The sequence below is a fragment of the Actinoallomurus soli genome, from assembly GCF_024055715.1.
GTDB classification, from domain to species: Bacteria; Actinomycetota; Actinomycetes; order Streptosporangiales; family Streptosporangiaceae; genus Actinoallomurus; species Actinoallomurus soli.
Genome location: NZ_JAMXMV010000008.1, coordinates 283,273 through 304,691, shown reverse-complemented (window position 1 = coordinate 304,691; position 21,419 = coordinate 283,273). Strand labels below are relative to the sequence as shown.

At 71.4% G+C, this 21,419-nt stretch carries 22 protein-coding genes and 1 pseudogene; 10 read left to right on the top strand and 13 right to left on the bottom strand.

The window, feature by feature from the left end; translation table 11 throughout:
• Positions 1-101 precede the first annotated feature (101 nt).
• Positions 102-377 (bottom strand): 4a-hydroxytetrahydrobiopterin dehydratase, encoded by a 276-nt coding sequence (locus NDW01_RS22100; protein WP_252776402.1) that lies wholly within the window; start codon positions 375-377, stop codon positions 102-104.
• A gap of 41 nt (positions 378-418) precedes the next feature.
• Between NDW01_RS22100 and NDW01_RS22095 the strand changes: the two genes are divergently transcribed.
• Together NDW01_RS22095 and NDW01_RS22090 are read left to right on the top strand one after the other, a co-directional pair.
• Positions 419-2,134: a PucR family transcriptional regulator gene (locus NDW01_RS22095; protein WP_252823162.1), complete on the top strand. Its 1,716-nt coding sequence runs from the start codon at positions 419-421 to the stop codon at positions 2,132-2,134.
• Between the two features lie 89 nt (positions 2,135-2,223).
• Positions 2,224-3,240: pseudogene (locus NDW01_RS22090) on the top strand (DmpA family aminopeptidase); the annotation flags it as partial.
• A 57-nt stretch (positions 3,241-3,297) separates the two neighbouring features.
• Here the strand turns inward: NDW01_RS22090 and NDW01_RS44395 are convergent.
• Both NDW01_RS44395 and NDW01_RS22085 read right to left on the bottom strand, forming a co-directional pair.
• Entirely contained in the window at positions 3,298-3,453 is a 156-nt protein-coding gene (locus NDW01_RS44395) for a DUF397 domain-containing protein (RefSeq protein ID WP_406567750.1), read from the bottom strand.
• A gap of 12 nt (positions 3,454-3,465) precedes the next feature.
• Entirely contained in the window at positions 3,466-4,326 is an 861-nt protein-coding gene (locus NDW01_RS22085; protein ID WP_252823160.1) for a helix-turn-helix domain-containing protein, read from the bottom strand.
• Between the two features lie 352 nt (positions 4,327-4,678).
• Between NDW01_RS22085 and NDW01_RS22080 the strand changes: the two genes are divergently transcribed.
• Positions 4,679-5,104: an ATP-binding protein gene (locus NDW01_RS22080; RefSeq protein ID WP_252823159.1), complete on the top strand. Its 426-nt coding sequence runs from the start codon at positions 4,679-4,681 to the stop codon at positions 5,102-5,104.
• An 86-nt stretch (positions 5,105-5,190) separates the two neighbouring features.
• Here NDW01_RS22080 and NDW01_RS22075 read toward each other — a convergent pair whose 3' ends face one another.
• Positions 5,191-6,402, bottom strand: coding sequence for a glycosyltransferase 87 family protein (locus tag NDW01_RS22075; RefSeq protein ID WP_252823158.1), 1,212 nt, complete (start codon positions 6,400-6,402; stop codon positions 5,191-5,193).
• A 432-nt stretch (positions 6,403-6,834) separates the two neighbouring features.
• Between NDW01_RS22075 and NDW01_RS22070 the strand changes: the two genes are divergently transcribed.
• Complete coding sequence (locus tag NDW01_RS22070; protein ID WP_252823157.1) at positions 6,835-7,866, top strand: S1 family peptidase; 1,032 nt, start codon at positions 6,835-6,837, stop codon at positions 7,864-7,866.
• A gap of 110 nt (positions 7,867-7,976) precedes the next feature.
• Positions 7,977-8,474: a DinB family protein gene (locus NDW01_RS22065; protein WP_252776388.1), complete on the top strand. Its 498-nt coding sequence runs from the start codon at positions 7,977-7,979 to the stop codon at positions 8,472-8,474.
• Between the two features lie 13 nt (positions 8,475-8,487).
• On the opposite strand, the gene NDW01_RS22060 is transcribed toward NDW01_RS22065, so the two are convergent.
• Both NDW01_RS22060 and NDW01_RS22055 read right to left on the bottom strand, forming a co-directional pair.
• A complete protein-coding gene (locus NDW01_RS22060) occupies positions 8,488-10,056 on the bottom strand; it encodes a DUF2079 domain-containing protein (protein ID WP_252823156.1) in 1,569 nt (522 codons plus the stop codon).
• Positions 10,053-10,463: an HIT family protein gene (locus NDW01_RS22055; RefSeq protein ID WP_308206824.1), complete on the bottom strand. Its 411-nt coding sequence runs from the start codon at positions 10,461-10,463 to the stop codon at positions 10,053-10,055. Before NDW01_RS22055 ends, NDW01_RS22060 begins: the two co-directional genes overlap by 4 nt.
• Positions 10,464-10,519: 56 nt before the next feature.
• On the opposite strand from NDW01_RS22055, the gene NDW01_RS22050 reads away from it, so the two are divergent.
• Positions 10,520-11,224 (top strand): ATP-binding cassette domain-containing protein, encoded by a 705-nt coding sequence (locus NDW01_RS22050; protein WP_252823155.1) that lies wholly within the window; start codon positions 10,520-10,522, stop codon positions 11,222-11,224.
• The gene (locus tag NDW01_RS22045; protein ID WP_252823154.1) at positions 11,221-11,913 is read left to right on the top strand and encodes a hypothetical protein; all 693 of its coding nucleotides are present in this window, start codon (positions 11,221-11,223) and stop codon (positions 11,911-11,913) included. Before NDW01_RS22050 ends, NDW01_RS22045 begins: the two co-directional genes overlap by 4 nt.
• 29 nt (positions 11,914-11,942) lie before the next feature.
• On the opposite strand, the gene NDW01_RS43550 is transcribed toward NDW01_RS22045, so the two are convergent.
• The gene (locus tag NDW01_RS43550) at positions 11,943-12,446 is read right to left on the bottom strand and encodes a DivIVA domain-containing protein (protein WP_305883798.1); all 504 of its coding nucleotides are present in this window, start codon (positions 12,444-12,446) and stop codon (positions 11,943-11,945) included.
• 120 nt (positions 12,447-12,566) lie between these two features.
• On the opposite strand from NDW01_RS43550, the gene NDW01_RS22025 reads away from it, so the two are divergent.
• Positions 12,567-13,034 carry a general stress protein gene (locus NDW01_RS22025; RefSeq protein ID WP_252823153.1) on the top strand — a complete coding sequence of 156 codons (468 nt, stop codon included), beginning with the start codon at positions 12,567-12,569 and terminating at the stop codon, positions 13,032-13,034.
• Between the two features lie 72 nt (positions 13,035-13,106).
• Here NDW01_RS22025 and rlmN read toward each other — a convergent pair whose 3' ends face one another.
• Complete coding sequence (gene rlmN / locus NDW01_RS22020; protein WP_252823152.1) at positions 13,107-14,207, bottom strand: 23S rRNA (adenine(2503)-C(2))-methyltransferase RlmN; 1,101 nt, start codon at positions 14,205-14,207, stop codon at positions 13,107-13,109.
• 134 nt (positions 14,208-14,341) lie between these two features.
• On the opposite strand from rlmN, the gene NDW01_RS22015 reads away from it, so the two are divergent.
• A complete protein-coding gene (locus NDW01_RS22015) occupies positions 14,342-15,484 on the top strand; it encodes a suppressor of fused domain protein (RefSeq protein WP_252823151.1) in 1,143 nt (380 codons plus the stop codon).
• Positions 15,485-15,721: 237 nt separating this feature from the next.
• On the opposite strand, the gene NDW01_RS22010 is transcribed toward NDW01_RS22015, so the two are convergent.
• From NDW01_RS22010 to rpsB, 5 genes are read right to left on the bottom strand one after another with little or no spacing between them, the layout of a single operon-like run.
• Positions 15,722-16,597, bottom strand: a complete 876-nt coding sequence (locus NDW01_RS22010) for a phosphatidate cytidylyltransferase (protein ID WP_252823150.1) — start codon at positions 16,595-16,597, stop codon at positions 15,722-15,724.
• The gene (gene frr, locus NDW01_RS22005; protein WP_252823149.1) at positions 16,597-17,154 is read right to left on the bottom strand and encodes a ribosome recycling factor; all 558 of its coding nucleotides are present in this window, start codon (positions 17,152-17,154) and stop codon (positions 16,597-16,599) included. Before frr ends, NDW01_RS22010 begins: the two co-directional genes overlap by 1 nt.
• A gap of 14 nt (positions 17,155-17,168) precedes the next feature.
• The gene (pyrH, locus tag NDW01_RS22000) at positions 17,169-17,933 is read right to left on the bottom strand and encodes a UMP kinase (RefSeq protein ID WP_252823147.1); all 765 of its coding nucleotides are present in this window, start codon (positions 17,931-17,933) and stop codon (positions 17,169-17,171) included.
• A gap of 52 nt (positions 17,934-17,985) precedes the next feature.
• The gene (gene tsf, locus NDW01_RS21995; RefSeq protein ID WP_252823146.1) at positions 17,986-18,822 is read right to left on the bottom strand and encodes a translation elongation factor Ts; all 837 of its coding nucleotides are present in this window, start codon (positions 18,820-18,822) and stop codon (positions 17,986-17,988) included.
• A 36-nt stretch (positions 18,823-18,858) separates the two neighbouring features.
• Positions 18,859-19,785: a 30S ribosomal protein S2 gene (rpsB, locus tag NDW01_RS21990; protein WP_252823145.1), complete on the bottom strand. Its 927-nt coding sequence runs from the start codon at positions 19,783-19,785 to the stop codon at positions 18,859-18,861.
• Positions 19,786-20,063: 278 nt separating this feature from the next.
• Between rpsB and NDW01_RS21985 the strand changes: the two genes are divergently transcribed.
• Entirely contained in the window at positions 20,064-21,167 is a 1,104-nt protein-coding gene (locus NDW01_RS21985; RefSeq protein WP_252823143.1) for a M23 family metallopeptidase, read from the top strand.
• The last annotated feature ends 252 nt before the right edge of the window (positions 21,168-21,419 follow it).

The following is a 21,419-nucleotide window of genomic DNA, read 5'->3' as shown; positions in this document are numbered from 1 at the left end:
ACGAGTCTTCCCGCTGACCACCCGAACGCACCAGCCAGCAGAGTGTCAGCACCGGCCCGCCACAACTGGCAATCTGTCGGCCGGCCGGACCGCTCGCTCGATCAGAGCTCGTTGAGGCGACGGGCGAGCCGGAAGTCGTACTCCGTCAGACCGCCCGCGACGTGCGTGCTCTGCGTCAGGGTGACCCGGTTCCAGCGGATCGTGATGTCCGGATGGTGGTTCAGCTCCTCGGCGACCTCCGCGACACGGTTCACGTACGCCATCGCCTCCGCGAAGTCCGCGAACTTCAGGGTCTTGACGATCGCGTCCTCTGCCAGCTCCCAGCCGGGGACCGTCGCCATCTCGCGGTCGATCGCGTCGGCGTCCAGCCGCTCCATCGGGTACCTCCTCACGTCGGCGTTTGCATAGCATCACAGATGTGCTGCCCACTCTGGCCGACGTCTTGCGGCTCGACGCGGTCCGGCGGGGCGAGCCGCGGATCATCGCCGGCGCGGACCACCTCGACGCCCGCGTCCGCTGGGTGCACTCCGCCGAGGTCACCGACATCGCCCACCTGCTGCGCGGCGGCGAGCTGGTGCTCACCACCGGCATCGCGCTGCCGGACGACCCGCAGCGCCTGCGCGCGTACGTCGCCGAGCTGGCCGAGGTCGGCGTCAGCGGCCTGATCGTCGAGCTCGGCCGCAAGTACGCGCGCACGCTGCCCGACGCGCTGGTCGCGGCGGCCGAGGAGCACGGCCTCCCGCTGATCGCCTGGGCGCGGGAGACGCCGTTCGTCGACGTCACCGAGGCGGTGCACGCCCGGATCATCGACGCGCAGCTGGCCGAGCTGCGCGCCTCGGAGAAGCTGCACGAGGTCTTCACCCAGCTGTCCGTCGACGGCGCGCCGCCGGCCGAGGTGGTCCGGCAGGTGGCCACCCTCGTCGCGCGCCCCGTCGTTCTGGAGAACCTCGCCCACCAGGTCCTGGCCGCCGAGCTGGCCGGCTCCGACCCGGCCGAGCTGCTGACCGGCTGGGAGACGCGTTCGCGGTCCGTACGGCCCGAGGAGCGCACCGCATACGACGAGTCCTCCCGGTGGCTGGTCACCGTCGTCGGCGCGCGCGGTGAGGACTGGGGGCGGCTGATCATCACCTCGATGGACCCGCCCTCGCCCCGCGACGTCGTCCTCATCGAGCGGGCGGCGACGACCCTCGCCCTCGGGCGGCTGCTCGACCGGCACGCCGAGAGCCTCGAACGCCAGGCGCACGGTTCGATCATCAGCGGCATCCTCGCGCACGCGTACGCCGACCCGCAGGAGGCGGCGGCCCGCGCCCGCGCCCTCGGCGTCCCGCTCACCGGCCGTCGCCTGCTCGGCATCGTGGTGCTCCCCCGCCCGCCGGCCCCGTCCGGCCCTCCGCCGGCGCTCGGCCTGGCGAACGGCGCGTCGGCGGCGTCGCTCACCGACCTGGCCGAGGCGACGGCCGCGGCCTGCCGCGAGGCGAACCTGTCCGCTCTCGTCGGCGCCCTCGACGAGAGCTCGCCGCAGGCCAGGGTCGGCGTGCTGGCCTCCCTGCCCTCCCGCGCCGTCGAGGACGACGTCCTGTGCGAGGTCGCGCAACGCCTCCGCGCCCACCACTGCGGGCCGGCGCCGGCGGGCCGCGACCGTACGGCGGCCGGCCGCGCCGCGCGGGCGCGCGGCGGCGCGGAGGAGTTCGTCATGGCCGTGGGGTCGACCGTCGAGTCCGTACGCGACGTCCGCCGGTCGTTCCTGGAGGCCGAGCAGGTCGCCGACGTCGCCGCCGGGCGCAACGACGGCCGGCTGTTCTACCGTCTGCCCGACCTGCGGCTCCGCGGCCTGCTGCACCTGCTCCGCGAGGACGCGCGGCTGCAGACGTTCACCGAACGCGAGCTCGGCCCGCTGCTGACCTACGACGCGCAGCGCGGCAGCGACCTCGTCCACGTGCTCGGCGTCTACCTCGGGAGCGGGCGCAACAAGGTGCTCGCCGCACAGCGGGCCCACCTGTCCCGGCCCGCGCTGTACGAACGGCTGCGGCGCATCGAACGGGTGCTCGGCGCGGACCTGGAGGACGTCGAGTCGTGCGCGTCCCTGCACGTCGCCCTGCTCGCCCTGGACGCCCTCCGCAAGGACCGCACCTGAGGCTGCCGTATCGGCCTCCGGCGCGCGTTCCGCCCGTCCGGTGTCATGATCGCGTATCGGACACGTCAGGCATCCTCCGGGAGGCTCCCATGACCAGAGCCCGCGACCTGGGCGTCCTCGTCGGCAGCGGCACACCGGGGCCCGGCAACGCGATCACCGACGTGGCGGGGGTACGCGTCGGGCACACGACGCTCGTCCGGGGTGAGGGACCCCTCCGCGTCGGCGAGGGGCCGGTGCGGACCGGTGTCACCGTGATCCTGCCGCACGCGGGCTCGATCTTCGACGAGCCGCTGTACGCGGGCCATCACTGGCTCAACGGCAACGGCGAGCTGACCGGCATGGCGTGGGTCCGCGAGAGCGGCATGCTGACCACGCCGATCGCGCTCACCAACAGTCACAGCGTCGGAGTCGTGCGCGACGCGCTCATCGAGATCGAGGTGCGCGGGCGGGGCCGGGGAGCGTGGGGGCTTCCGGTCGTGGGCGAGACGTGGGACGGCGTGCTCAACGACATCGACGGCCAGCACGTCACCGCCGCCCACGTACGGGAGGCGTACGACGCCGCGGCCTCCGGCCCGGTGGCCGAGGGCAACGTCGGCGGCGGCACCGGGATGATCTGTCACGGTTTCAAGGGCGGGATCGGCACCGCCTCACGGGTCGTCGACGGCGGCTGGACGGTCGGCGTGCTCGTCCAGGCGAACCACGGGCGGCGCGAGCGGCTCACCGTCGCCGGCGTCCCCGTCCTGATCGACGACGTGCCCCGGCCGGTCCCCCCGGAGTTCGAGGGCGCCGGGTCGATCATCGGGATCGTCGCGACGGACGCGCCGCTGCTGCCCCACCAGTGCCGCCGGCTCGCCCAGCACGCCGGGCTCGGGGTCGCCCGCACGGGCGGAGCCGGCGAGAACACCAGCGGCGACGGCTTCCTGGCGTTCTCGACGGCCAACCGCGGGCGGCTGCCCTCGGACGCGCTGGGCGTGCGCCCGCCCCGCGTGCTGACCGTCGAGGCCCTCGCGGACGCCTACATCGATCCGCTCTTCTACGGCGCGATCGAGGCGACCGAGGAGGCCATCGTGAACGCCCTGCTCGCCGCCGAGACCATGACCGGCCGCGACGGCCTCACCGCCCACGCCCTCCCCCCGGACCGCCTGTCGGCGGCCCTGGGGGCCTCACTCCGACCGAAGGCCGGCCTCTCCAGCGATGTTCTCCCCGGGGTCGCCGGGGAGCATCCCCTCGAACCAGGTGACTTCGACGCAGCCCCCTGAGGCGTTGCTGCGGATGGACTTGCGCCACACGGGCGTCGTGGACTGCTCGGACCGGGTCATCTGGGCCTTTCCCTAGGGTCGTTCCGCCGCCAGGCGACGGAGGACGGCGGCGGATTCGTCGATGCCGATGGCCTCGGCGACGAGTCGGTTGAACACGAGCGAGTAGGCGTGGACGTCGGCGTCGTCCTCGAGGTACAGGGCGCTGCTGAGGGCCTCGATGTAGCCCACGTCGGGCATGTAGCGCTCCGGGAACTGCAGGATGGCGAAGGGGCCCGCCGCGCCCGGATGCGCACCCACCTCGTGCGGCAGGACCTGGATGGTGACGTTGGGGAGTTCGGCGAGTTCGACGAGGTGGGCGTACTGGGTCTGCATGACGCTCGGTCCGCCGATCATGCGACGCAGGACGTTCTCGTCGATGACGCACCACAAATCCAGCGGGGGCTTCCGCTCGGTGAGCAGGATCTGCCGGTTGAGGCGCACCTCGACCCGTCGCTCGACCTCGGAGTCGGGGGCGAGTTGCATGAGGCCGGCGCGGATGACCTCCCGCGCGTAGTCCTCGGTCTGCAGCAGGCCGTGGACGACCAGGGCGTCATAGCAGCGCAGTGACCGCGCCTCGGCCTCCAGGGCGATGTAGGTGGCGTACGCGGCGGGCAGGGTGTCGGTGTAACGATCCCACCAGCCGCGCTCGTGGGCTCCACGGGCCAGCTCGACGAGGTCGTCGCGACGGCGGCCGTCCACCATGTAGACGTTGAGTAACCGTTGCAGCTCCACGGGCTTGATCCGCCGGATGGCGGTCTCCATCCGGCCGAGGGTGGCGCGGCTCCAGCTCAGTCGCTCGGCCGCCTGGTCGAGGGTCAGTCCGGTCTGTTCGCGAAGACGGCGCAGCTCGATCGCGATGCGGCGTTCGCGGATCGTGGGGGAAGGATCCGGCACGTACCCAGTGTGACGACGTCACTTACTGCGAGCAATCGATTTCGGATAGTTACTGCAAAGTAGATTGTGAGAATTCTCAGCGAACCACTTGCGTGCACACGCAGCAGGGAAGCACTATGCGTAAGAACCCGAACACGCGATGTGATCGAGGGAGTTGCTCGGCTTGGACACGGCGGTGAGCCGCAGGCGCGTCCCCGCGTCGCCGGCGGCTTGAGCCCACCGGACTCGGGCAGGTCCGGCCCCGCCCCGGCCCGCCCGGCGGGCCCGTGTCGTTCTCCCCAGGCCATGGGGAGATCGGGCGTGATCCCTGTACTCAGCCCATTCGACGGGAGGGCGCACCACCGTGACCGCCATGCTCCACGAGACGACGTCGACCGCATTCACCGCCCCGATGTGCTGGCGCCGGGCCTTCCCCGGCCGCCCGGATCAGGCACGGCTCGTCCGCCGGTTCGTGGCCTTCCTCCTGGAGGACTGCCGGCAGGCCGACGACGCGGTCCAGGCCGTGGCCGAACTGGCCGGCAACGCCCTCATCCACACCCGTTCCGGCCGCCCCGGCGGCACGTTCGTCGTCGAGGTCCGGCGAGGCGAGGGCTGCCTGGCGGTCTCCGTCACCGACCAGGGCGGCTCACTGGAGGACAGCGGCCCCCACCGGAAACGGCACGACGACGATCTGGCCGAGAACGGCCGCGGGCTGCCGATCGTCGCCGACCTCGCCACCCGCGTCAGATGGACCGGCGATCCGGAGCACGGCCACACGGTGACCGCCGTCTTCGCCTGAGCGGCCCCGCTCCGGCTCACGCTCCCACCCGGTCCGATTCCGGGCCCCGGCGCGCGCCGGAAACCGACGAGCCCCGCCGGGCGCGGTCACTTCGCCGCGGGGACGAGCTCGGTCTCCGGGACGAGGATCCCCTCGGCGGGTTGCGGCCGGCGGCGTTGCCAGGGCATGGCGAGGGCCAGGAGCGCGATGACCGCCACCGAGCTCATGGCCCACCATTCGTGGTTCTTCCACCAGCCGTTGTCGTCGAACTGCGTCAGGTAGATGTACCCGGCGCCCGCCCACACGGCGGCCAGGGCCATCGCGGGCCGGCTCCACCGGGTCGGCCGGGCGCACAGGAACGGCACGAACCACATCAGGTACTGCGCGCCCATCCGTGGCGTGACCAGCATGAACGCCAGAAGGATCGCGGAGGTCTGGTCGATGCGGTCGGCCCGCCACCACAGCCACATCACCAGTGCGATGGTGCTGTAGAGGATGATCTGGCCGACCTTGGCGGCCGTCGGGGCCAGGGTCCAGTCGCCGCCCGTCATCCAGGCGGTCCAGCCCCATTCGCCGACGATGGGGCGTACCTCGCCGAGGTAGCGGGCGACGTCCAGCATGTTGGACCAGCTGGAGCTCACGACGAGGGGAAGGGTCACGAGGAAGAACACGGGGACGGCGCCGGCGGCGACCAGCCCGTACAGGCGCTGCCGCCAGGTGGGCAGGATCGCGAGGACCACCGGGAGCAGGATGATCGGCCAGCTTTTCGCCGAGAGCGCGAACCCGAAGAGGGCGCCCGCCCAGGCGCCGTTCAGGACGGTTCCGCCCTTCTCGGCGCCGGCCCGGGACGACTGCGCGAGGATGTACGCGGCGACGAGGAAGACCAGGGAGATCGGCTCGACCTGCCCGTGGATGACGGCGATCATGATGGCGATCGGGTTGCAGGCGTACTGGAACCGCGCCGACGCGGCGTGCTTCCGTCCGGCGAGACGGCCGACCAGGACGATCAGCACGACGTCCGCGATGATGGTGCAGACCCGGCCGGCGATCTCCCATGGCAGGCCGGTGGCCAGCACGAGGGCGTAGAAGTACGGGATCATCGGCAGGAAGTGCCACGATCCCTGACTCGCCAGCACGGGGTCCTGATGGTGCAGGATCGCCCGGCCGGCCGCCCGGAAGCCCTCGTTGTAGTCGACGGGCTGCCAGGAGTCGCTCGACGCGGAGATCAGCAGGATCAGCCGCAGCGCGATGCCGACCGCCAGAGCGACGGGCAGCGACGGCCGCCAGCGGCGCCAGTGCGCCACGGCGGCCAGGATCATGCCTGCGACCAGGACAAATGCTGTGAATTCCGGATGGTCCATTGCTAGCCAAGACTCTCACATGCCGGGCCCGTTACCACGCTCGGCCCTGGGACTCACAGCCAACTCTCAGGTTCCCTTGACCTTCGCGGCCCCTCTCCCATGGGCCCGGCCCTGACCCGTGACTTGACGCGGTGGATGACGAACGGCCGATCCTCACCTCCTCGGCAGCCCAGATACCAGCTAGTATGCGGATGTTCCCGGCTGACCGATTCTGGACTAACGTTTGACCTTGCGGCTTTTGACTGGGTTTGTGAAGATCTGCGCAGGCCAGGTAATCGGATCTCGACCCCGCCCGGGCGGCCCCCTCCGCCCGTGAGCCGAGCGCCATTGCCCACGCCGTCCCTCGGGCACGCCACCGGGGCGCGCCCGCCACCCCTGAGGGAGGCTCGTGTGAGATTCACTGCTCCTCGGCGCGCTGGACTCGTCGCGGCCGCCGCCACGCTCATCGGCGGCTCCCTGCTCGCGACGTCGGCCCAGGCAGCCGTCTCGCAGGCGGATACGTCACACCTCGCCACGAAGCTGGCCCAGAAGCTGGGCTCCCGCTCCGCCGGCGCGTACTTCGACCGGTCCGCGAAGAAGCTCGTCGTGACGGTCAGCTCCAAGTCGGACGCCTCGGCGGTTCGCAAGGCCGGCGCCGTACCGAAGATCGTCCCGTTCAGCGGCGCCCGGCTCCAGCAGGCCATGGGCTTCCTCGACCGTACGGCCAAGGTGCCCGGGACGGCCTGGGCCGTCGACCCCACCACCGACCAGGTCGTGCTGTCCGTCGACAGCTCGGTCACCGGGTCCAAGCTGGTGCAGGTCACCTCCGCGGCGCAGCAGCTCGGCAGCGCCGTCCGGATGGAGTACCTGCCCGGCGTCTTCCACACGGACATCTCCGGCGGTGACGCGATCTACGGCGGCCAGTACCGCTGCTCCCTGGGCTTCAACGTCGTCAGCGGCAGCACGTACTACTTCCTGACCGCCGGGCACTGCGGCAACATCGCCTCCACGTGGTACAGCAACTCCAGCCACACCTCGCTGATCGGCACCACCCGGGCCAGCAGCTTCCCGGGCAACGACTACGCGATCGTCGCCTACGCCAGCGGCGTCTCGCACCCGGGCACGGTCGGCAGCGTGGACATCACCTCGGCCGGCAACGCGTACGTCGGCGAGTCGGTGACGCGCCGCGGCAGCACCACCGGCATCCACTCCGGCACCGTGACCGCGCTCAACCAGACGGTGAACTACTCCGAGGGCACCGTCAGCGGGCTGATCAGGACCACGGTCTGCGCCGAGGGCGGCGACAGCGGCGGCCCGCTGTACTCCGGCGGCACGGCGCTGGGCCTGACCTCCGGCGGCAGCGGCGACTGCACCTCCGGCGGCACGACCTTCTTCCAGCCGGTCACCGAGGCGCTCTCGGCGTACGGAGTGAACGTCTACTGATCTTTTCCACCCCCTCCCCGCTCGCGGGCCCCCGGAAGCGCGGCATCTTCCGGGGGCCCGCCCCTTATCCGGTGGACAGAGCCTCCCCCGCCCAGGGACGATCGGCGGTCATGGATCGCATCGAGACACCGAACGCCGGCGACGAGCGGACCCTGCTCACCGCCTGGCTCGACTGGCAGCGCGCCACCGTCCACCTCAAGTGCGACGGCCTCACGGACGAACTCGCCCACCGCCCGCTCCTGCCCACCTCTCCGCTGATGACCGTGGCCGGCCTCGTCAGCCATCTTCGCTGGGTCGAGCGGGCCTGGTTCGAGCGCGTCATGCTGGACCGCCCCGACGACGCCCCGTGGACCCCGGAGGACCCGGACCGGGAGTTCCGGGTCGACGACGTGCCGCTGGCCCGCCTGCTCGCCGAGTACGAGGAGCAGTGCGCCCGCGCGAGGGAGATCACCGCGTCGCTGAGCCTCGACGCCGAGGCCCAGGGGAAGCACCGCCGGGGCACGGTCACGCTGCGCTGGGTGCTCGGCCACATGATCGAGGAGACCGCCCGTCACAACGGGCACATCGACATCCTCCGCGAGATGCTCGACGGCGTGACCGGCGACTGAGCCTCGCGCGATCTCAGCGGGTCGCGCGCAGGTCCGGAGTCGCGGCCGGGTCGTGCAGCACCACCCAGCCGTCCTCGCGCAGCACCATCGTGTACCCCCGCTGGAGCAGGTACCGTACGCGGTCGCGCTGCGCCCCCAGGGCCGGGAAGGGGAACGTCGCGCGGGCCGTGTCCGCGACCACCCACGGCGCCCAGCGGACGCGGGTGTCCCACAGCAGCACGCGTGCCCGGCCGGACAGCTGCGGTCCCACGACGTTGGCGGCCTCGACCAGGGCGCCGCGGGGCACGGCGGCGACCGCGTCGGCGGCGGCGCGGGCGTGCGCGTCCCGCCGGTAGAACGCCGGGTCGAAGAAGTTCCTGAAGGCGAACCGCGGCACGACGACGGCGGCGGCCAGCAGCGCGGCGACCGGCCAGAGGAGGTCGAGGCGGAGACGGCGCGCGCGTGGGCCGGGCGGCAGGCTCAGGCGGCGCGCGCGTGGGCCGGGCGGCAGGCTCAGGCGGCGCGCGCGTGGGCCGGGCAGGCGCAGCCGGGACAGCCGGCAGGCGCCGTCGACGCCCGCCGCGACGAGCAGGGCCGTGAGCGCGACGTTGTAGTGGAACCTCGGCTCCCACCAGTTCCCGAAGCGGTTCGCGAGCATCCGCTCGACCAGCAGGGGCAGCACCGCGATGGTGATCGGCGAGGCGAGCGGGACCAGGAGGAGGGGCAGGATGAGCCATGCCATGGTGGTCGCCTTGACGCCGGGGGTGACGAGGAGCTTCAGCGCGGTCCACGGATGCGTCAGGGCGTGCGCGGCGGCGTGCGGCAGGTCCCGGCCCAGGGCGTCGTAGGCCCAGTAGTAGTCGGCCGCACCGCCGAACGCCGGGATCAGCACCCGGGAGGCCAGCCACGTCCAGCCGAGACCGGCGGCCACGAAGACGGCCGCCAGGCGCCGCTCCCCCGGCCGGGTCAGCAGGTACAGCCCGAAGCCGGCGACGAGCAGCCCCATGTCCTCCTTGACGAGCAGCAGCGCGCCGGCGGCCAGCAGGCACTGCCGCCGGCGGCCCGCGTCGTGCCGTTCGAGCATCAGCATGGACAGCACGGGCGTGAACGCCATCTCGTGGAAGTCGAAGGCGACCGTCTCGGCCACCGGCCAGGCCAGCGCGTACACGCCCGCGACGCAGTGCGCCCCCCACGCCCCGAGCCGCCGCCGCGTGAACCTCCACAGCGGCACGATCGTCAGCGCCAGGAGCACGGCCTGGGCGACCAGCAGCGTCTGCGGCCCGTCGTGGATCCAGTACAGCGGCGCCAGGACGGCGAGGATCGGCGAGAAGTGGTCGCCGAGCACGGAGAAGTGCGGGCCGAAGCCGTTGTGAACGCCCTTGACGATCGCGGTGGGCAGGTGGAACCGGCTGTACGAGCGCACCGCCTGATCGAAGATCACCAGGTCGTACGTCGTCGTACGGAAGGTGTGGTAACGCACCAGTGCGAAGACCGAGTAGACCGCCGCCGCGGCGACGACGAGCGCGCCGACCACGATCGCGTCGCGCCGGGCACGCCCCGGGCTCGCCTCCGGGCCGGTCGTCTCGGGCGTCACCGTGATCATCCGAGCGCACCGCGGATGCGGTCCGCGTACGCGCGGGCCTCGTCGTCGGAGTCGTACTTGGTCCGCGGCCAGAAGAACCCGCGCAGCCCGTCCTTGCGGTTCCGGGGAACGACGTGGACGTGCAGGTGGGGCACGCTCTGGCTGATCCGGTTGTTCATCGCGACGAACGAGCCCGCCGCGCCGAGCGCGGTCTCCATGACGGCCGACAGCCGCTGCCCGGCGGCGAACAGCGGCTCGAGGAGGTCGGCCGGCAGGTCCGCGAGGGTCTCGTAGTGGGTGCGCGGCACGAGGAGCGTGTGCCCCTTGAACAGCGGCCGGGTGTCCAGGAACGCGACGACGGGGCCGTCGTCGAGGACCACGTGAGCGGGCCGCTCCCCTTTCACGATCTCGCAGAACAGGCAGTCCATGGTGGGCATTCTTCCGCTTACGGTCGTCTTATCGGCCGGCAATAGGCTCCTGGCCCGTGCGATTCAACCAGGTGGCCTTCCGGTACCGCCGCCGCGCTCCATGGGTTCTGCGCGACGTGACGCTGACCGTACCCCGTGGCCGGATCATCGAGGTGAACGGCCGCAATGGAGCGGGCAAATCAACGCTTCTCCGGCTCGTCGCCGGGGTCGTGCCCCCGGTCCGGGGAGGCGTCGGCGACCGGCCGCCGTCCGTCGGGTACGCGCCGGAACGCTTCCCGGCGGATCAGCCGTTCACCGCGCGGGCCTACCTCGGGCACATGGCCGCCGTACGGGGCGTTCCGGCCGCGCGCATCGGGGAGTGGTCCGAACGGCTGGGCTTCAGCGGCCTCCTGGACACCCGGCTGCCGGATTTGTCCAAGGGCAGCGCGCACAAGGCCGGGCTGATCCAGGCGCTGCTGGCCGCGCCGGGACTGCTCGTGCTCGACGAGCCGTTCGCCGGCCTGGACGCGCGGACCCGCGCCGCGCTGCCGGCGCTGCTGGCCGAGCTCGCCGCGGAGGGATCGTCCGTGATCGTCAGCGACCACCAGGGCGACCTGCGAAGCGTGCCGGGCGTCGTGCGCTGGCGGGTCGAGGATCAGACGGTCCACGAAGGGGACCTGCCCGAGGAGCACACGGTGGTCGAGGTGATCCTGCCCCGCTCGCAGGCGGAGGACCTGGTCGGCCGCCTCAAGGCGGACGGCTACGAGGCGCGGCTCCGGTGATCGCCGCGATGCGGTTCCAGCTCAGCGCGTACGCCCGGTCCACGCGCGCCCTGCCTCCGGTGCTCGCCCTCGCGCTGCTGCTGGGGATCGTCTTCTCGAGCCCGCTCGGCGGCACTCCGGCGGAGGCCCGGTCCGGGGCACTGACCGCGATCGGCGACCTGGCGGCCCTGTACTTCCCGATCTGCGCCTGGGCGGCCCGCGGGCTCCTGGACACCGAGCCGGACGCCCAGCGGCACATCGGCGTGGTCGCCATCGGCCGGTGGCGGGCGATGGCGTGCGGGTTCGCCGCGGCGTTCGCCTTCAACGTCTGCCTGGCGCTGATCGCCGGCGCCGTTCCCCTCGTCGAGGCCGCGCGATCCGGCGTACGGACGTCGCAGCTGTTGCCGGCGATGGCCCTGCTGCCCCTGTCCGCGCTGGCCGCCACGGCGCTCGGAGCGCTCGCCGGCCGGGCGATCATCCACTCCCCCGGCCGGTCGATCCTCGTGTTGCTCGGGATCTATGTGGCCGACCTCCTGCTGGGGCTCGGCCCGCTGCGGGTCGTCACCGTGCCGATGATCGAGTGGATGGGAGCGGCCGGGCGCGGGCCGTCCGCGTTCACCGGCGCCCTGCCGTGGTTCGCGCTGCGCACGCTCGCCTGGGCGGTCCTCGCGACGGCGCTGTACGCCCGCCTGCGCCGTACGCGCGCCTAGCGCGTGCCCGGTGGGTCCACCGGGCACGCCTAGCTCAAACGGTCGATCTCGGCTGCGAGGTGGTCGAGGAAGCCGTCCACGTCGGGCTGGGCGTACCCGGGCCGGAGCCGGGTCGTGGTGAACCGCGCGGCCCGGACGTCGGCCGACCGGGGCCTGCGCCCGCGCAGGTCGGCGATCAGCCGGTCCAGGAAGTCGTCGACCTCGCGCTCGTCGTACCCCTCGTTCAGCCGGGTGGTGACGAATCGTACGTTGCGGACGAGCCCGATCAGCCGGTCCGCCTCGGCCGCGGACAGCCGCCGCCCCTCGCCGTTCTCCCTGACCTCCAGCTCCCGCACGTACTCCTCGAGCCGCTCGTCGACCGCCTGGACCCGGTAGCCGCGCAGGACGATCGCGAACCGCACTTCGCCGACCTCGGCCGCGGTGACCGGCGGCGCGAACAGCTGGGCACGGCCGAGCGTCCCCTCGATCCGGGCGACGAACGCGTCCACTTGATGACGGTGGTAACCGCGGGCGGCGAGCGGGAAGTCCGGCATGGCCGCATTCTCCCTGAAACGCGGATCGACGACCCATCGCAAACCGGAAAAAGGGTGTGCGACGTACGGTCGGCGGAATATCTGACAGGTAGGTCGTCACATGGATCGGGGGGACTAGAGATGACGGCAGGGAATCTCGCCGGGCCGAACAAGGTGGTGCTCGGCGACTACTCGAGCCACGCGGCGGCACAGCGCTCCGTGGACATCCTGGCGGACCGGAACTTCCCGGTGGAGCACGTCACCATCGTCGGCTGCGGGCTACGGCTGGAAGAGCAGGTGCTCGGCCGCTGGACGGTCGGCAAGGCGTTGGCGGCCGGCGCGAGTTCCGGTGCCTGGGTCGGTCTGCTGATCGGGCTGGTGTTCTGGATCGTCAGCCCCTGGCACGCCGGCGCGGTGGTCTCAGCGATCATCCTTGGCGCGATCTTCGGTGCGGTGTTCGCCGGGGTCGCGCACGGGCTGCGCCGCCAGGCGTTCGCGTCGACGAGCGCGGTGGTCGCCGACCGATACGAGTTGCTGGTCGACGCCGAGTTCGCCGCCGAGGCCAGGCGACTGCTGGCCGCGGTACCCGCCACCGAGCGGCCGCACTGAGCCGCTCCGCCCGGCGCCGGTCGAGGCCGTCGACCGTCGGCCGATGTCGTCGATCCGCCGGGCGGTCGGCGGCTACTCGACGGTCTTGGCGGCGAGCTGGCCGCAGGCGCCGTCGATCTCCTGACCGCGCGTGTCGCGTACGGTGACGGGGACGCCGTGGGCCTCCAGACGACGGACGAACTCCGTCTGGTCCGACGGGCGCGACGCCGTCCACTTCGATCCGGGCGTGGGGTTGAGCGGGATCAGGTTGACGTGCACCGGGTGGTTCTTGATGAGCCGCCCGAGCAGGTCGGCCCGCCACGCCTGGTCGTTGATGTCCCGGATGAGGGCGTACTCGATCGAGATCCGGCGCCGGGTGCGGTCCGCGTACGTCCAGGCGGCGTCGAGGACCTCCGCGACCTTCCAGCGGGTGTTGATCGGCACGAGCTCGTCGCGCAGCTCGTCGTCCGGCGCGTGCAGCGAGACCGCGAGACGCACCTTGAGGTCAAGGTCGGCGAGCTGGTGGATCTTCGGGACCAGTCCGACCGTGGAGACCGTGATGTTGCGCTGGGAGATGCCCAGCCCGCGCGGGCTCGGGTCGCTGAACCGGTGGATCGCCCGGACGATGGTGGAGAAGTTCGCGAGCGGCTCGCCCATGCCCATGAAGACGATGTTGCTCACCCGGCCGCGGCCACCGCTGATCTCACCGCGGTCCAGCGCCCGGGCGCCGGCGACGACCTGCTCGACGATCTCGGCGGTCGACAGGTTCCGGGTGAGACCGGCCTGACCGGTCGCGCAGAACGGGCAGTTCATCCCGCAGCCGGCCTGGGAGGAGACGCACATGGTCACCCGGTCGGGGTAGCGCATGAGGACGGACTCGACGAACGTGCCGTCGAACGCCTTCCACAGCGTCTTGCGGGTGGCGCCGTCGTCACAGGTCAGATCACGCACCGACGTGAGCAGGGACGGCATCAGCTCGGTGACGAGACGATCCCGGACGGGGGCCGGCAGATCGGTCATGTCGGCCGGATCGTCGGCGAGCCTGCCGAAGTAGTGACGCGAGAGCTGGTCGGCGCGGAAGGGTTTTTCGCCGAGCGCCCCGACGGCCTCACGCCGCTCGTCCCAGGACAGATCGGCGAGATGGCGCGGTGGCTTCGCCCGGCGCGGAGCGGCGAAGGTGAGCTGAGCGGGCATGTCCGTTCCAGTGTGGCAGACGCCGGGCAGCGCTTCGTACGCCGCCGCCCGGCCTCCACCCCGGGATCGACCGTGAAGGTCAATGCCGCTGTCAATGCCGCTCCGGGGGCCGCACACTCACTACAGTCCCGTCTATGCCGGTATTGCGCAGAACGCCGCAGGAGACGCGTGTCCTGATCAGTGACACCAGCCCCTACGGAAGCCGTGTCCTCGAAGTCGAGTCCGATCACATCGCGACGGCGGCGTACCTCCGCCGCAGCGACGGACATACCGTGGCCGCGGCCTGGATCGCCAACCATCAGGACGCGTCTCCCCACCCCGATCTCGCGCGGCTGAACGCGGGCCTGGTGCCCGCCATGCCGTCGGGTCACACCAAGCACCCGAAGGGGCGGCCGGCGCCGGATCCGCGGTCGCTGGAGATCGTCTGGTTCGAGGAGGGCGACGGCGCGGCGGTCCTGGAGGACGGGCAGCCGCTCTGCGTGATCCCCGGTTGGTCGGACATGGACCGCGGGCTGCCCGGCTACAGCCGTGAGGCGCTCGGGCAGAGCCCGTTCGCGTTCGCGTTGGACGATGAGATCGAGGACCTGGGCCCGCGCATCCTGCAGGCGCAGGCGTTCTGGGAGTGGCGGAGCGGGGCCGGCGCCTGGGAGGGGTTCCAGCAGTCGGTCCTGGGGCATCTGCTCGGCCGTCTCGGGCCGGGCGGGTACTACTGGCACGACGTCGGCCGGCAGTGGCGCGCCCGGCCGGGGAGCGGATCGGGCGGGGGCGAGCACCCCATCGTCGGAGTGTCGGAGCGACCGGCCCTGGACGACCGGTCCTACCGGGTGCTGAGCACCGTGGGCATGAGCTGCCAGCGGATGCCCACCGTGGAGTTGTACGAGGACAACGTCGGCGATCACGCCCGTATCGAGCTCGCCGTGGCCACGACCCTGCCCAGTCAGCGGGCGGGCAGCATCTTCCCCTGGCTGGCCCAGTACCCGTGGCGCGCGGTGACGTCCTTCGCCGCAGGGGACAACGTGAAGTGGTACCACGAGGCGAAGACCTTCCCGCTCGGCTCGAACTGGGAGGGCGTGCTGCTGCTCGACGACCCGGGCCGCCTGGCGGGCCCGGCCGCCCCGGACATGAAGGGATTCTCGTTCGGCGGCGACCCGGTGCAGTGGCTGTGGCTGGTGCCGATCACCGAGGCGGAGCGGCAGTTCGGCAAGGACGAGGGACCGGACGCGTTGATCGAACGGCTGGCCCGGAAGGGCCGCAGCTGGATCGTCGGCGAGGACTGACCGCCGCGACCGTACGACGGCCGCCCGGGCGAGACACCGGCGGCCGGACCGTACGACGGTGGCGGGATGAGTTCGACGACCAGGCCGTCCGAGACGGTGGCGGCCGTACGACGGGGGCGCCCGAGAACATCGACGGCCAGGCCGTACGAGACGACGGCAGCGGTACGGCGGCGGGGCGGGCGGCACCCGTCCCCGGCCACCGTCCACGACGGTGGCCGGAGGATTCGAGAAGAGGGCTCAGGCGGGGACGAACGCCTGGAAGAGCAGCCAGACGACCGGCACGGTGGCGAGCAGTGAGTCGAGGCGGTCCATGACGCCGCCGTGCTCGGGCAGCAGGGTCCCCATGTCCTTGATGCCGAGGTCCCTCTTGATCATCGACTCGATGAGGTCGCCGAGCGTGGCGGAGCAGACGGCGGCGGCGCCGACGATGACGCCCTGCCACCAGGCTCCGTCGAGCAGCCAGGGCAGCAGCAGGCCACCGACCACCATGCACGTCAGCGACGAGCCGGTGAACCCCTCCCACGTCTTCTTCGGGCTGATCGCGGGGGCCATCTTGTGCGAGCCCAGGAACGAGCCCGCGAAGAAGCCGCCGATGTCGCTGGCGATCGTGACCGCGATGAAGACGATGATGCGGTTCGGGCCGTCGTCCGCGTGGAGCATGAGGACCACGAACCCGGCGAGGAACGGGACGTACGCGGCGGCGAACACGCTCGCCGTCGCATCCCGGACGTACCCCTCCTGGCCCCCCGCCAGCCGCCACAGCAGGATGGCCAGCACCGTCAGGGCGAACGTCGCGACCAGCGCGGTCGTCCCCCAGACGTAGGTGCAGACGAGCATCGCCAGGCCGCCCGCCATGAGCGGGACCGGCGCGATGCGGATGCTCCGCGTGCCGAAGGCGCGGATGAGCTCCCACGCGGCGACGCCGAGGAAGACGACGACGACGCCGAGGAAGATCTCCTTGATGGTGTACAGGGACACCAGGACGACGGCGCCGAGACCCAGGCCGACCCCGACCGCGATGGGGAGGTTCCGGCCTGGTCTACGCTTCTTGCCCGTTTCCGCCTGTACCTCCGGGATCTCCGGGGCGGGCGTGGGGGCCTGCTCGAGTCCCACTAGACCTCGAGAAGCTCGGCTTTCTTGTGCTCGAGCAGCTCGTCGATCTTGGCGACGTGCTTGTGCGTGAAGTCGTCGAGCTCCTTCTCCGCCCGCCGCACGTCGTCCTCGCCCGCGTCGCCGGCCTTGGCGAGCTTGTCGAGGGCGTCCTTGGCGTGGCGGCGGATGTTGCGGATCGAGACCCGCGCGTCCTCCGCCTTGTGCCCGGCCACCTTGATGAACTCCTTGCGGCGCTCCTCGGACAGCTCCGGGAACACCACACGGATGATCTTCCCGTCATTGCCCGGGTTGACACCGAGGTCGCTCTCGCGAATGGCCTTCTCGATCGCGGACAGCGACGACGCGTCGTACGGCTGGACGATCACCATGCGGGCCTCGGGCAGCGTGAAGGACGCCAGCTGGTTGATCGGCGTCTGCGTCCCGTAGTAATCCGCCGTGATCTTGTTGAACATCGCAGGCGTCACGCGACCGGTACGGATGCCGTTGAAGTCATCCTTGGCGACCGTGACGGCCTTCTCCATCTTGTCCTCGGCCTCGAGGAGGATCTCGTCGATCACCTTCGGCTCCCGTTTCAGCTCTCCGCCGGACTTACCAATGTGCCGATCTTCTCACCGCGGACGGCCCGCACGATATTGCCCTGACCCATCAGGTCGAAGACCACGATGGGCAGGCCGTTGTCCATGCAGAGGCTGATCGCGGTGGCGTCCATGACCTTCAGACCGCGCTGGAGGACCTCGCCGTACTCCAGCCGGTCGAACCGGAAGGCGTCCGGATTCTTCTTCGGGTCGGAGTCGTACACGCCGTCGACCTGGGTGCCCTTCAGCACGGCGTCGGCATTGATCTCCAGCGCCCGCTGCGCCGCGGCCGTGTCGGTGGAGAAGAACGGCTGGCCGAGGCCGGCACCGAAGATGACCACCCGCCCCTTCTCGAGGTGACGGATGGCCCTGCGCGGGATGTACGGCTCCGCGACCTGGCCCATCGTGATCGCCGTCTGCACCCGCGTGTCCAGGCCGAGCTTGTTCTCGAGGAAGTCCTGGAGCGCCAGACAGTTGATCACGGTGCCGAGCATGCCCATGTAGTCGCTGCGGGCGCGGTCCATGCCCTGCGCGGACATCTGCGCGCCGCGGAACATGTTGCCGCCGCCGCAGACGACGGCGACCTGCACGCCCTCGCGTACGACCTCCGCGATCGCCTCGGCGATGTGCCGTACGACCGCCGGGTCGATGCCGAGCGCCTCGCCACCGGCGAAGGCCTCGCCGGAGAGCTTCAGAAGCACCCGCTTCCAGCCATGGGACGACGGAGCCGCCGTCGTGTCGGTGGTCTTACTGTCCTGCACGGCGGCGGCTCCTTCGTTGTCTCTCAGCGGCTCGGGTCCTCGGGGCGGATCGTCAGAGCTGACCGACCCGGAACCGGGCGAAGCGCTGGACGTTCACCCCGGCGTCCTGGAGGACCTTACCGACCGTCTTCTTCGGGTCCTTCACGAACGGCTGCTCGACGAGGACGAAGTCCTTGAAGTAGGCCTTCACCCGGCCCTCGACGATCTTCGGGATCGCCTGCTCGGGCTTGCCCTCGTCGCGGGTGATCTGCTCGGCGAGCGCCCGCTCCTTGGCGACGACGTCGGCCGGGACGTCGTCGTTGGTGAGGTACTTCGGAGACATCGCCGCGATCTGCTGCGCGATCTCCTTGGCCACCTCGGGGGCCTCGGTGTCGAGCTCGACCAGCACGCCGGTCGCCGGCGGCAGCGACGGGTCGGACTTGTGCAGGTAGCTGGCGACGTAAGCGCCCTTGAAGTGGGCGAAACGGCCCAGCTCGAGCTTCTCGCCGATCTTGGCGCTGTTCTCGTCGATCAGCTGCTGAACGGTCTTGCCCGGCTCGATCTCGGCGGCCAGCAGCGCGTCGCGGTCCGCCGCGTCGCTCTGCGCGGCGAACTCGACGATCTGGTTGGCCAGGGCGATGAACCCCTCGTTCTTGGCGACGAAGTCGGTCTCGCAGTTGAGCTCGAGGATCGCGCCGTCGCCGGAGCCGTTGAAGTGCTCGGCGACCAGGCCGTTCGCGGCGGTGCGCTCGGCGCGCTTGCCGACGTCCTTCGCACCCTTGAGACGCAGCAGCTCGACCGCCTTGTCGAAGTCGCCCTCGGCCTCTTCGAGCGCCTTCTTACAGGCCATCATCCCGGAACCGGTCGTGTCCCGGAGCTTCTTGACGTCGGCGGCGGTGAAGTTCGCCATTGTGGTCTTGTCTCTCTCGTCGTCGGTCGTGGGCCGTCAGGATTCCGAGCCGGTCTCCGGCTGCTCGGCCGGCGCGGCCTCCGGAGCCTCGGCCTGCGGAGCCTCGGCCTGCGGAGCCTCGGCCTGCGGAGCCTCGGCCTGCGCCTGCGGAGCGGCCTCGGCCGCCTCACCCGACTCGCCCTTGCTCTCCAGCAGCTCGCGCTCCCACTCGGGCAGCGGCTCCTCCGCGCCCACGGCGGCGGGCTTCTCCTCGCCCGACGGGGCGGCGCCGGCGCGGGCCATCAGGCCGTCGGCCACGGCGTCCGCGACCACGCGGGTCAGCAGGCTGACGCTGCGGATGGCGTCGTCGTTGCCCGGAATCGGGTAGTCGACCTCGTCCGGGTCGCAGTTGGTGTCGAGGATCGCCACCACCGGGATGCCCAGCTTGCGGGCCTCGTTGACGGCGATGTGCTCCTTCTTGGTGTCGCAGACCCACACCGCGCTCGGCACGCGGGCCATGTCGCGGATACCGCCGAGGGTGCGCTCGAGCTTGTCCTTCTCACGCTTGCGCATGAGAAGCTCCTTCTTCGTCATACCCGAGCCGGCGACGTCGTCGTAGTCGAGCTCCTCGAGCTCCTTCAGACGCGTCAGGCGCTTGTGCACCGTGGAGAAGTTGGTGAGCATGCCGCCCAGCCAGCGCTGGTTGACGAACGGCATGCCGACGCGCTGCGCCTGCTCCGCGATCGACTCCTGCGCCTGCTTCTTCGTGCCGACGAACAGGATCGTGCCGCCGTGGGCGACCGTCTCCTTGATGAAGTCGAAGGCGCGGTCGATGTAGGACAGCGACTGCTGCAGGTCGATGATGTAGATGCCGTTGCGCTCGGTGAAGATGAAACGCTTCATCTTCGGGTTCCACCGGCGGGTCTGGTGCCCGAAGTGGACGCCGCTCTCGAGCAGCTGCTTCATGGTGACGACGGGTGCCATGCCCGTGGTCCTCCTGTCCGGCCCAGTCGCTCTCTGGGCCACGTCCCGGTTGTTCTGCGTCCGTGCGCGCCCCAGCCATGACGCGTGTCATGGACCGAGAGGGCCGCCCCACCAACGGATCGGTGGCCGGCGGACGCGTGAATTCGGTCATGCGACCGTTGAGGCAAGTGTACCGGCGGCTCACCCCGCCGTGGACTCCGCGGCTCGAACCCAGGGTTTTCCACAGCTTCGATCCGGGCCCTGGCCCGGGTGCGAGGGGCCCGAGCATGCTGTGTCCCATGGTCCTGCCCGCAATGCTCCTGGTCACGGCGGCACCGATCGCGATGGCCGCACCACTCCCGATCTCCGCGCCGATCGCGACGACCTTGCACGTCATGACGGCTCCCGCGGTCACCATGGCCGCGCAAGCCGCCGACGCCGCGAAGACCCGGGCAGTGGCGATCGCCGCCTCCGTCTCGCCTACCGCGCCAGTCGCGACCGCTGTGGTGAACCCCACTGGCGCGCAAGTCACGCCTGCCGCGATCGTCCTCGCCGCCGCACGGATCGCGGGGGCCGCGAACGTCACCCTCGCTCCGAGGGTCACACCGGTCCGGTTGGCCGCGCCGGCCATTCCCCCCAGGTCCGGCGAAGCGGGCTGGCAGTGGCCGTTACGCCCGCCCACGCCCGTGCTGCGCCGGTTCGACCCGCCCGCTCATCCGTGGGAGCCCGGGCACCGGGGAGTCGACCTCGCCGCGCCTCCCGGCCGACCGGTCTTCGCCGCCGGCGCGGGGCGTGTCACCTTCGCCCGCGACCTGGCCGGACGTGGAGTGCTCACCATCAGTCACGGCACGCTGCGCACGACCTACCTCCCCGTACGGCCGGTCGTCCGCACGGGGCAGACCGTCGTCGCGGGCACCCGGATCGGCGTGGTGGAAGCGGTGCTCGGTCACTGTGGGCGGGAGAGCTGCCTGCATTGGGGCCTGTTGCGGGGGGACTCCTACCTCGACCCGCTCTCGCTCCTCGGTCTCGGCCCCGTGCGGCTTCTCCCCTGGTGGCACTCCTCGCCGGACGTCACCGTGACCGGTGGGGAAGGACGAAGGCCGCGCACGCCGACCGGCCCCGCCCAGCAGGCTCAACGCCAGCCGGTTCTCCGGCCGATCGCGCGGTCGCCCGCCTCATCACCGGACGCCCCTCTCCCGTCGAGGACTCCGGTCGGCACGGCTCCGGCGATGCGACCGGTCGGCGCGACCACCGGGATCGGCGCGATCGTCGACCCCGTCGCCATCACGGCAGCAGCGGGGCTCGCTCTCTTCGGACTCCACACCCGCCGGCGGAGGAACCGGATCCCCACCCGCCTTCGCCGCCACCACCACCCGCACCCAGAGGACCGCTCGTCCCGCTGACGGCGCCGGGTCTCCATCCGGGCCGTGCTCCGCGCGATCGCCACCACCGTGATCAGACCTGCGGCCGGATCAGCGAGCGCCACTACGGCGACGGCACCGCCACCTGGTCAGACCGCCGACGATCGCCTTGCGGGAGATCGCCGGGAGAGCGACCGGGCGGCCGAGACCGGCACGCGCCGAAGACTCGGTGATCCCGGCCGCGAATCGGTCAAGGAGTCACAGGTCACAGCGTGATCGGGACGTTCACCGGAC

Excerpts from the sequence above, each read along its gene's own strand:
- NDW01_RS22100 (WP_252776402.1), bottom strand. The coding sequence starts at position 377 with ATGGAGCGGCTGGACGCCGACGCGATCGACCGCGAGATGGCGACGGTC.
- NDW01_RS44395 (WP_406567750.1), bottom strand. The coding sequence starts at position 3,453 with ATGACCCGGTCCGAGCAGTCCACGACGCCCGTGTGGCGCAAGTCCATC.
- NDW01_RS22080 (WP_252823159.1), top strand. The coding sequence starts at position 4,679 with ATGCTCCACGAGACGACGTCGACCGCATTCACCGCCCCGATGTGCTGG.
- NDW01_RS22075 (WP_252823158.1), bottom strand. The coding sequence starts at position 6,402 with ATGATCCTGGCCGCCGTGGCGCACTGGCGCCGCTGGCGGCCGTCGCTG.
- NDW01_RS22065 (WP_252776388.1), top strand. The coding sequence starts at position 7,977 with ATGGATCGCATCGAGACACCGAACGCCGGCGACGAGCGGACCCTGCTC.
- NDW01_RS22060 (WP_252823156.1), bottom strand. The coding sequence starts at position 10,056 with ATGATCACGGTGACGCCCGAGACGACCGGCCCGGAGGCGAGCCCGGGG.
- NDW01_RS22055 (WP_308206824.1), bottom strand. The coding sequence starts at position 10,463 with ATGGACTGCCTGTTCTGCGAGATCGTGAAAGGGGAGCGGCCCGCTCAC.
- NDW01_RS43550 (WP_305883798.1), bottom strand. The coding sequence starts at position 12,446 with ATGCCGGACTTCCCGCTCGCCGCCCGCGGTTACCACCGTCATCAAGTG.
- NDW01_RS22025 (WP_252823153.1), top strand. The coding sequence starts at position 12,567 with ATGACGGCAGGGAATCTCGCCGGGCCGAACAAGGTGGTGCTCGGCGAC.
- rlmN (WP_252823152.1), bottom strand. The coding sequence starts at position 14,207 with ATGCCCGCTCAGCTCACCTTCGCCGCTCCGCGCCGGGCGAAGCCACCG.
- NDW01_RS22015 (WP_252823151.1), top strand. The coding sequence starts at position 14,342 with ATGCCGGTATTGCGCAGAACGCCGCAGGAGACGCGTGTCCTGATCAGT.
- tsf (WP_252823146.1), bottom strand. The coding sequence starts at position 18,822 with ATGGCGAACTTCACCGCCGCCGACGTCAAGAAGCTCCGGGACACGACC.
- rpsB (WP_252823145.1), bottom strand. The coding sequence starts at position 19,785 with ATGGCACCCGTCGTCACCATGAAGCAGCTGCTCGAGAGCGGCGTCCAC.
- NDW01_RS21985 (WP_252823143.1), top strand. The coding sequence starts at position 20,064 with ATGGTCCTGCCCGCAATGCTCCTGGTCACGGCGGCACCGATCGCGATG.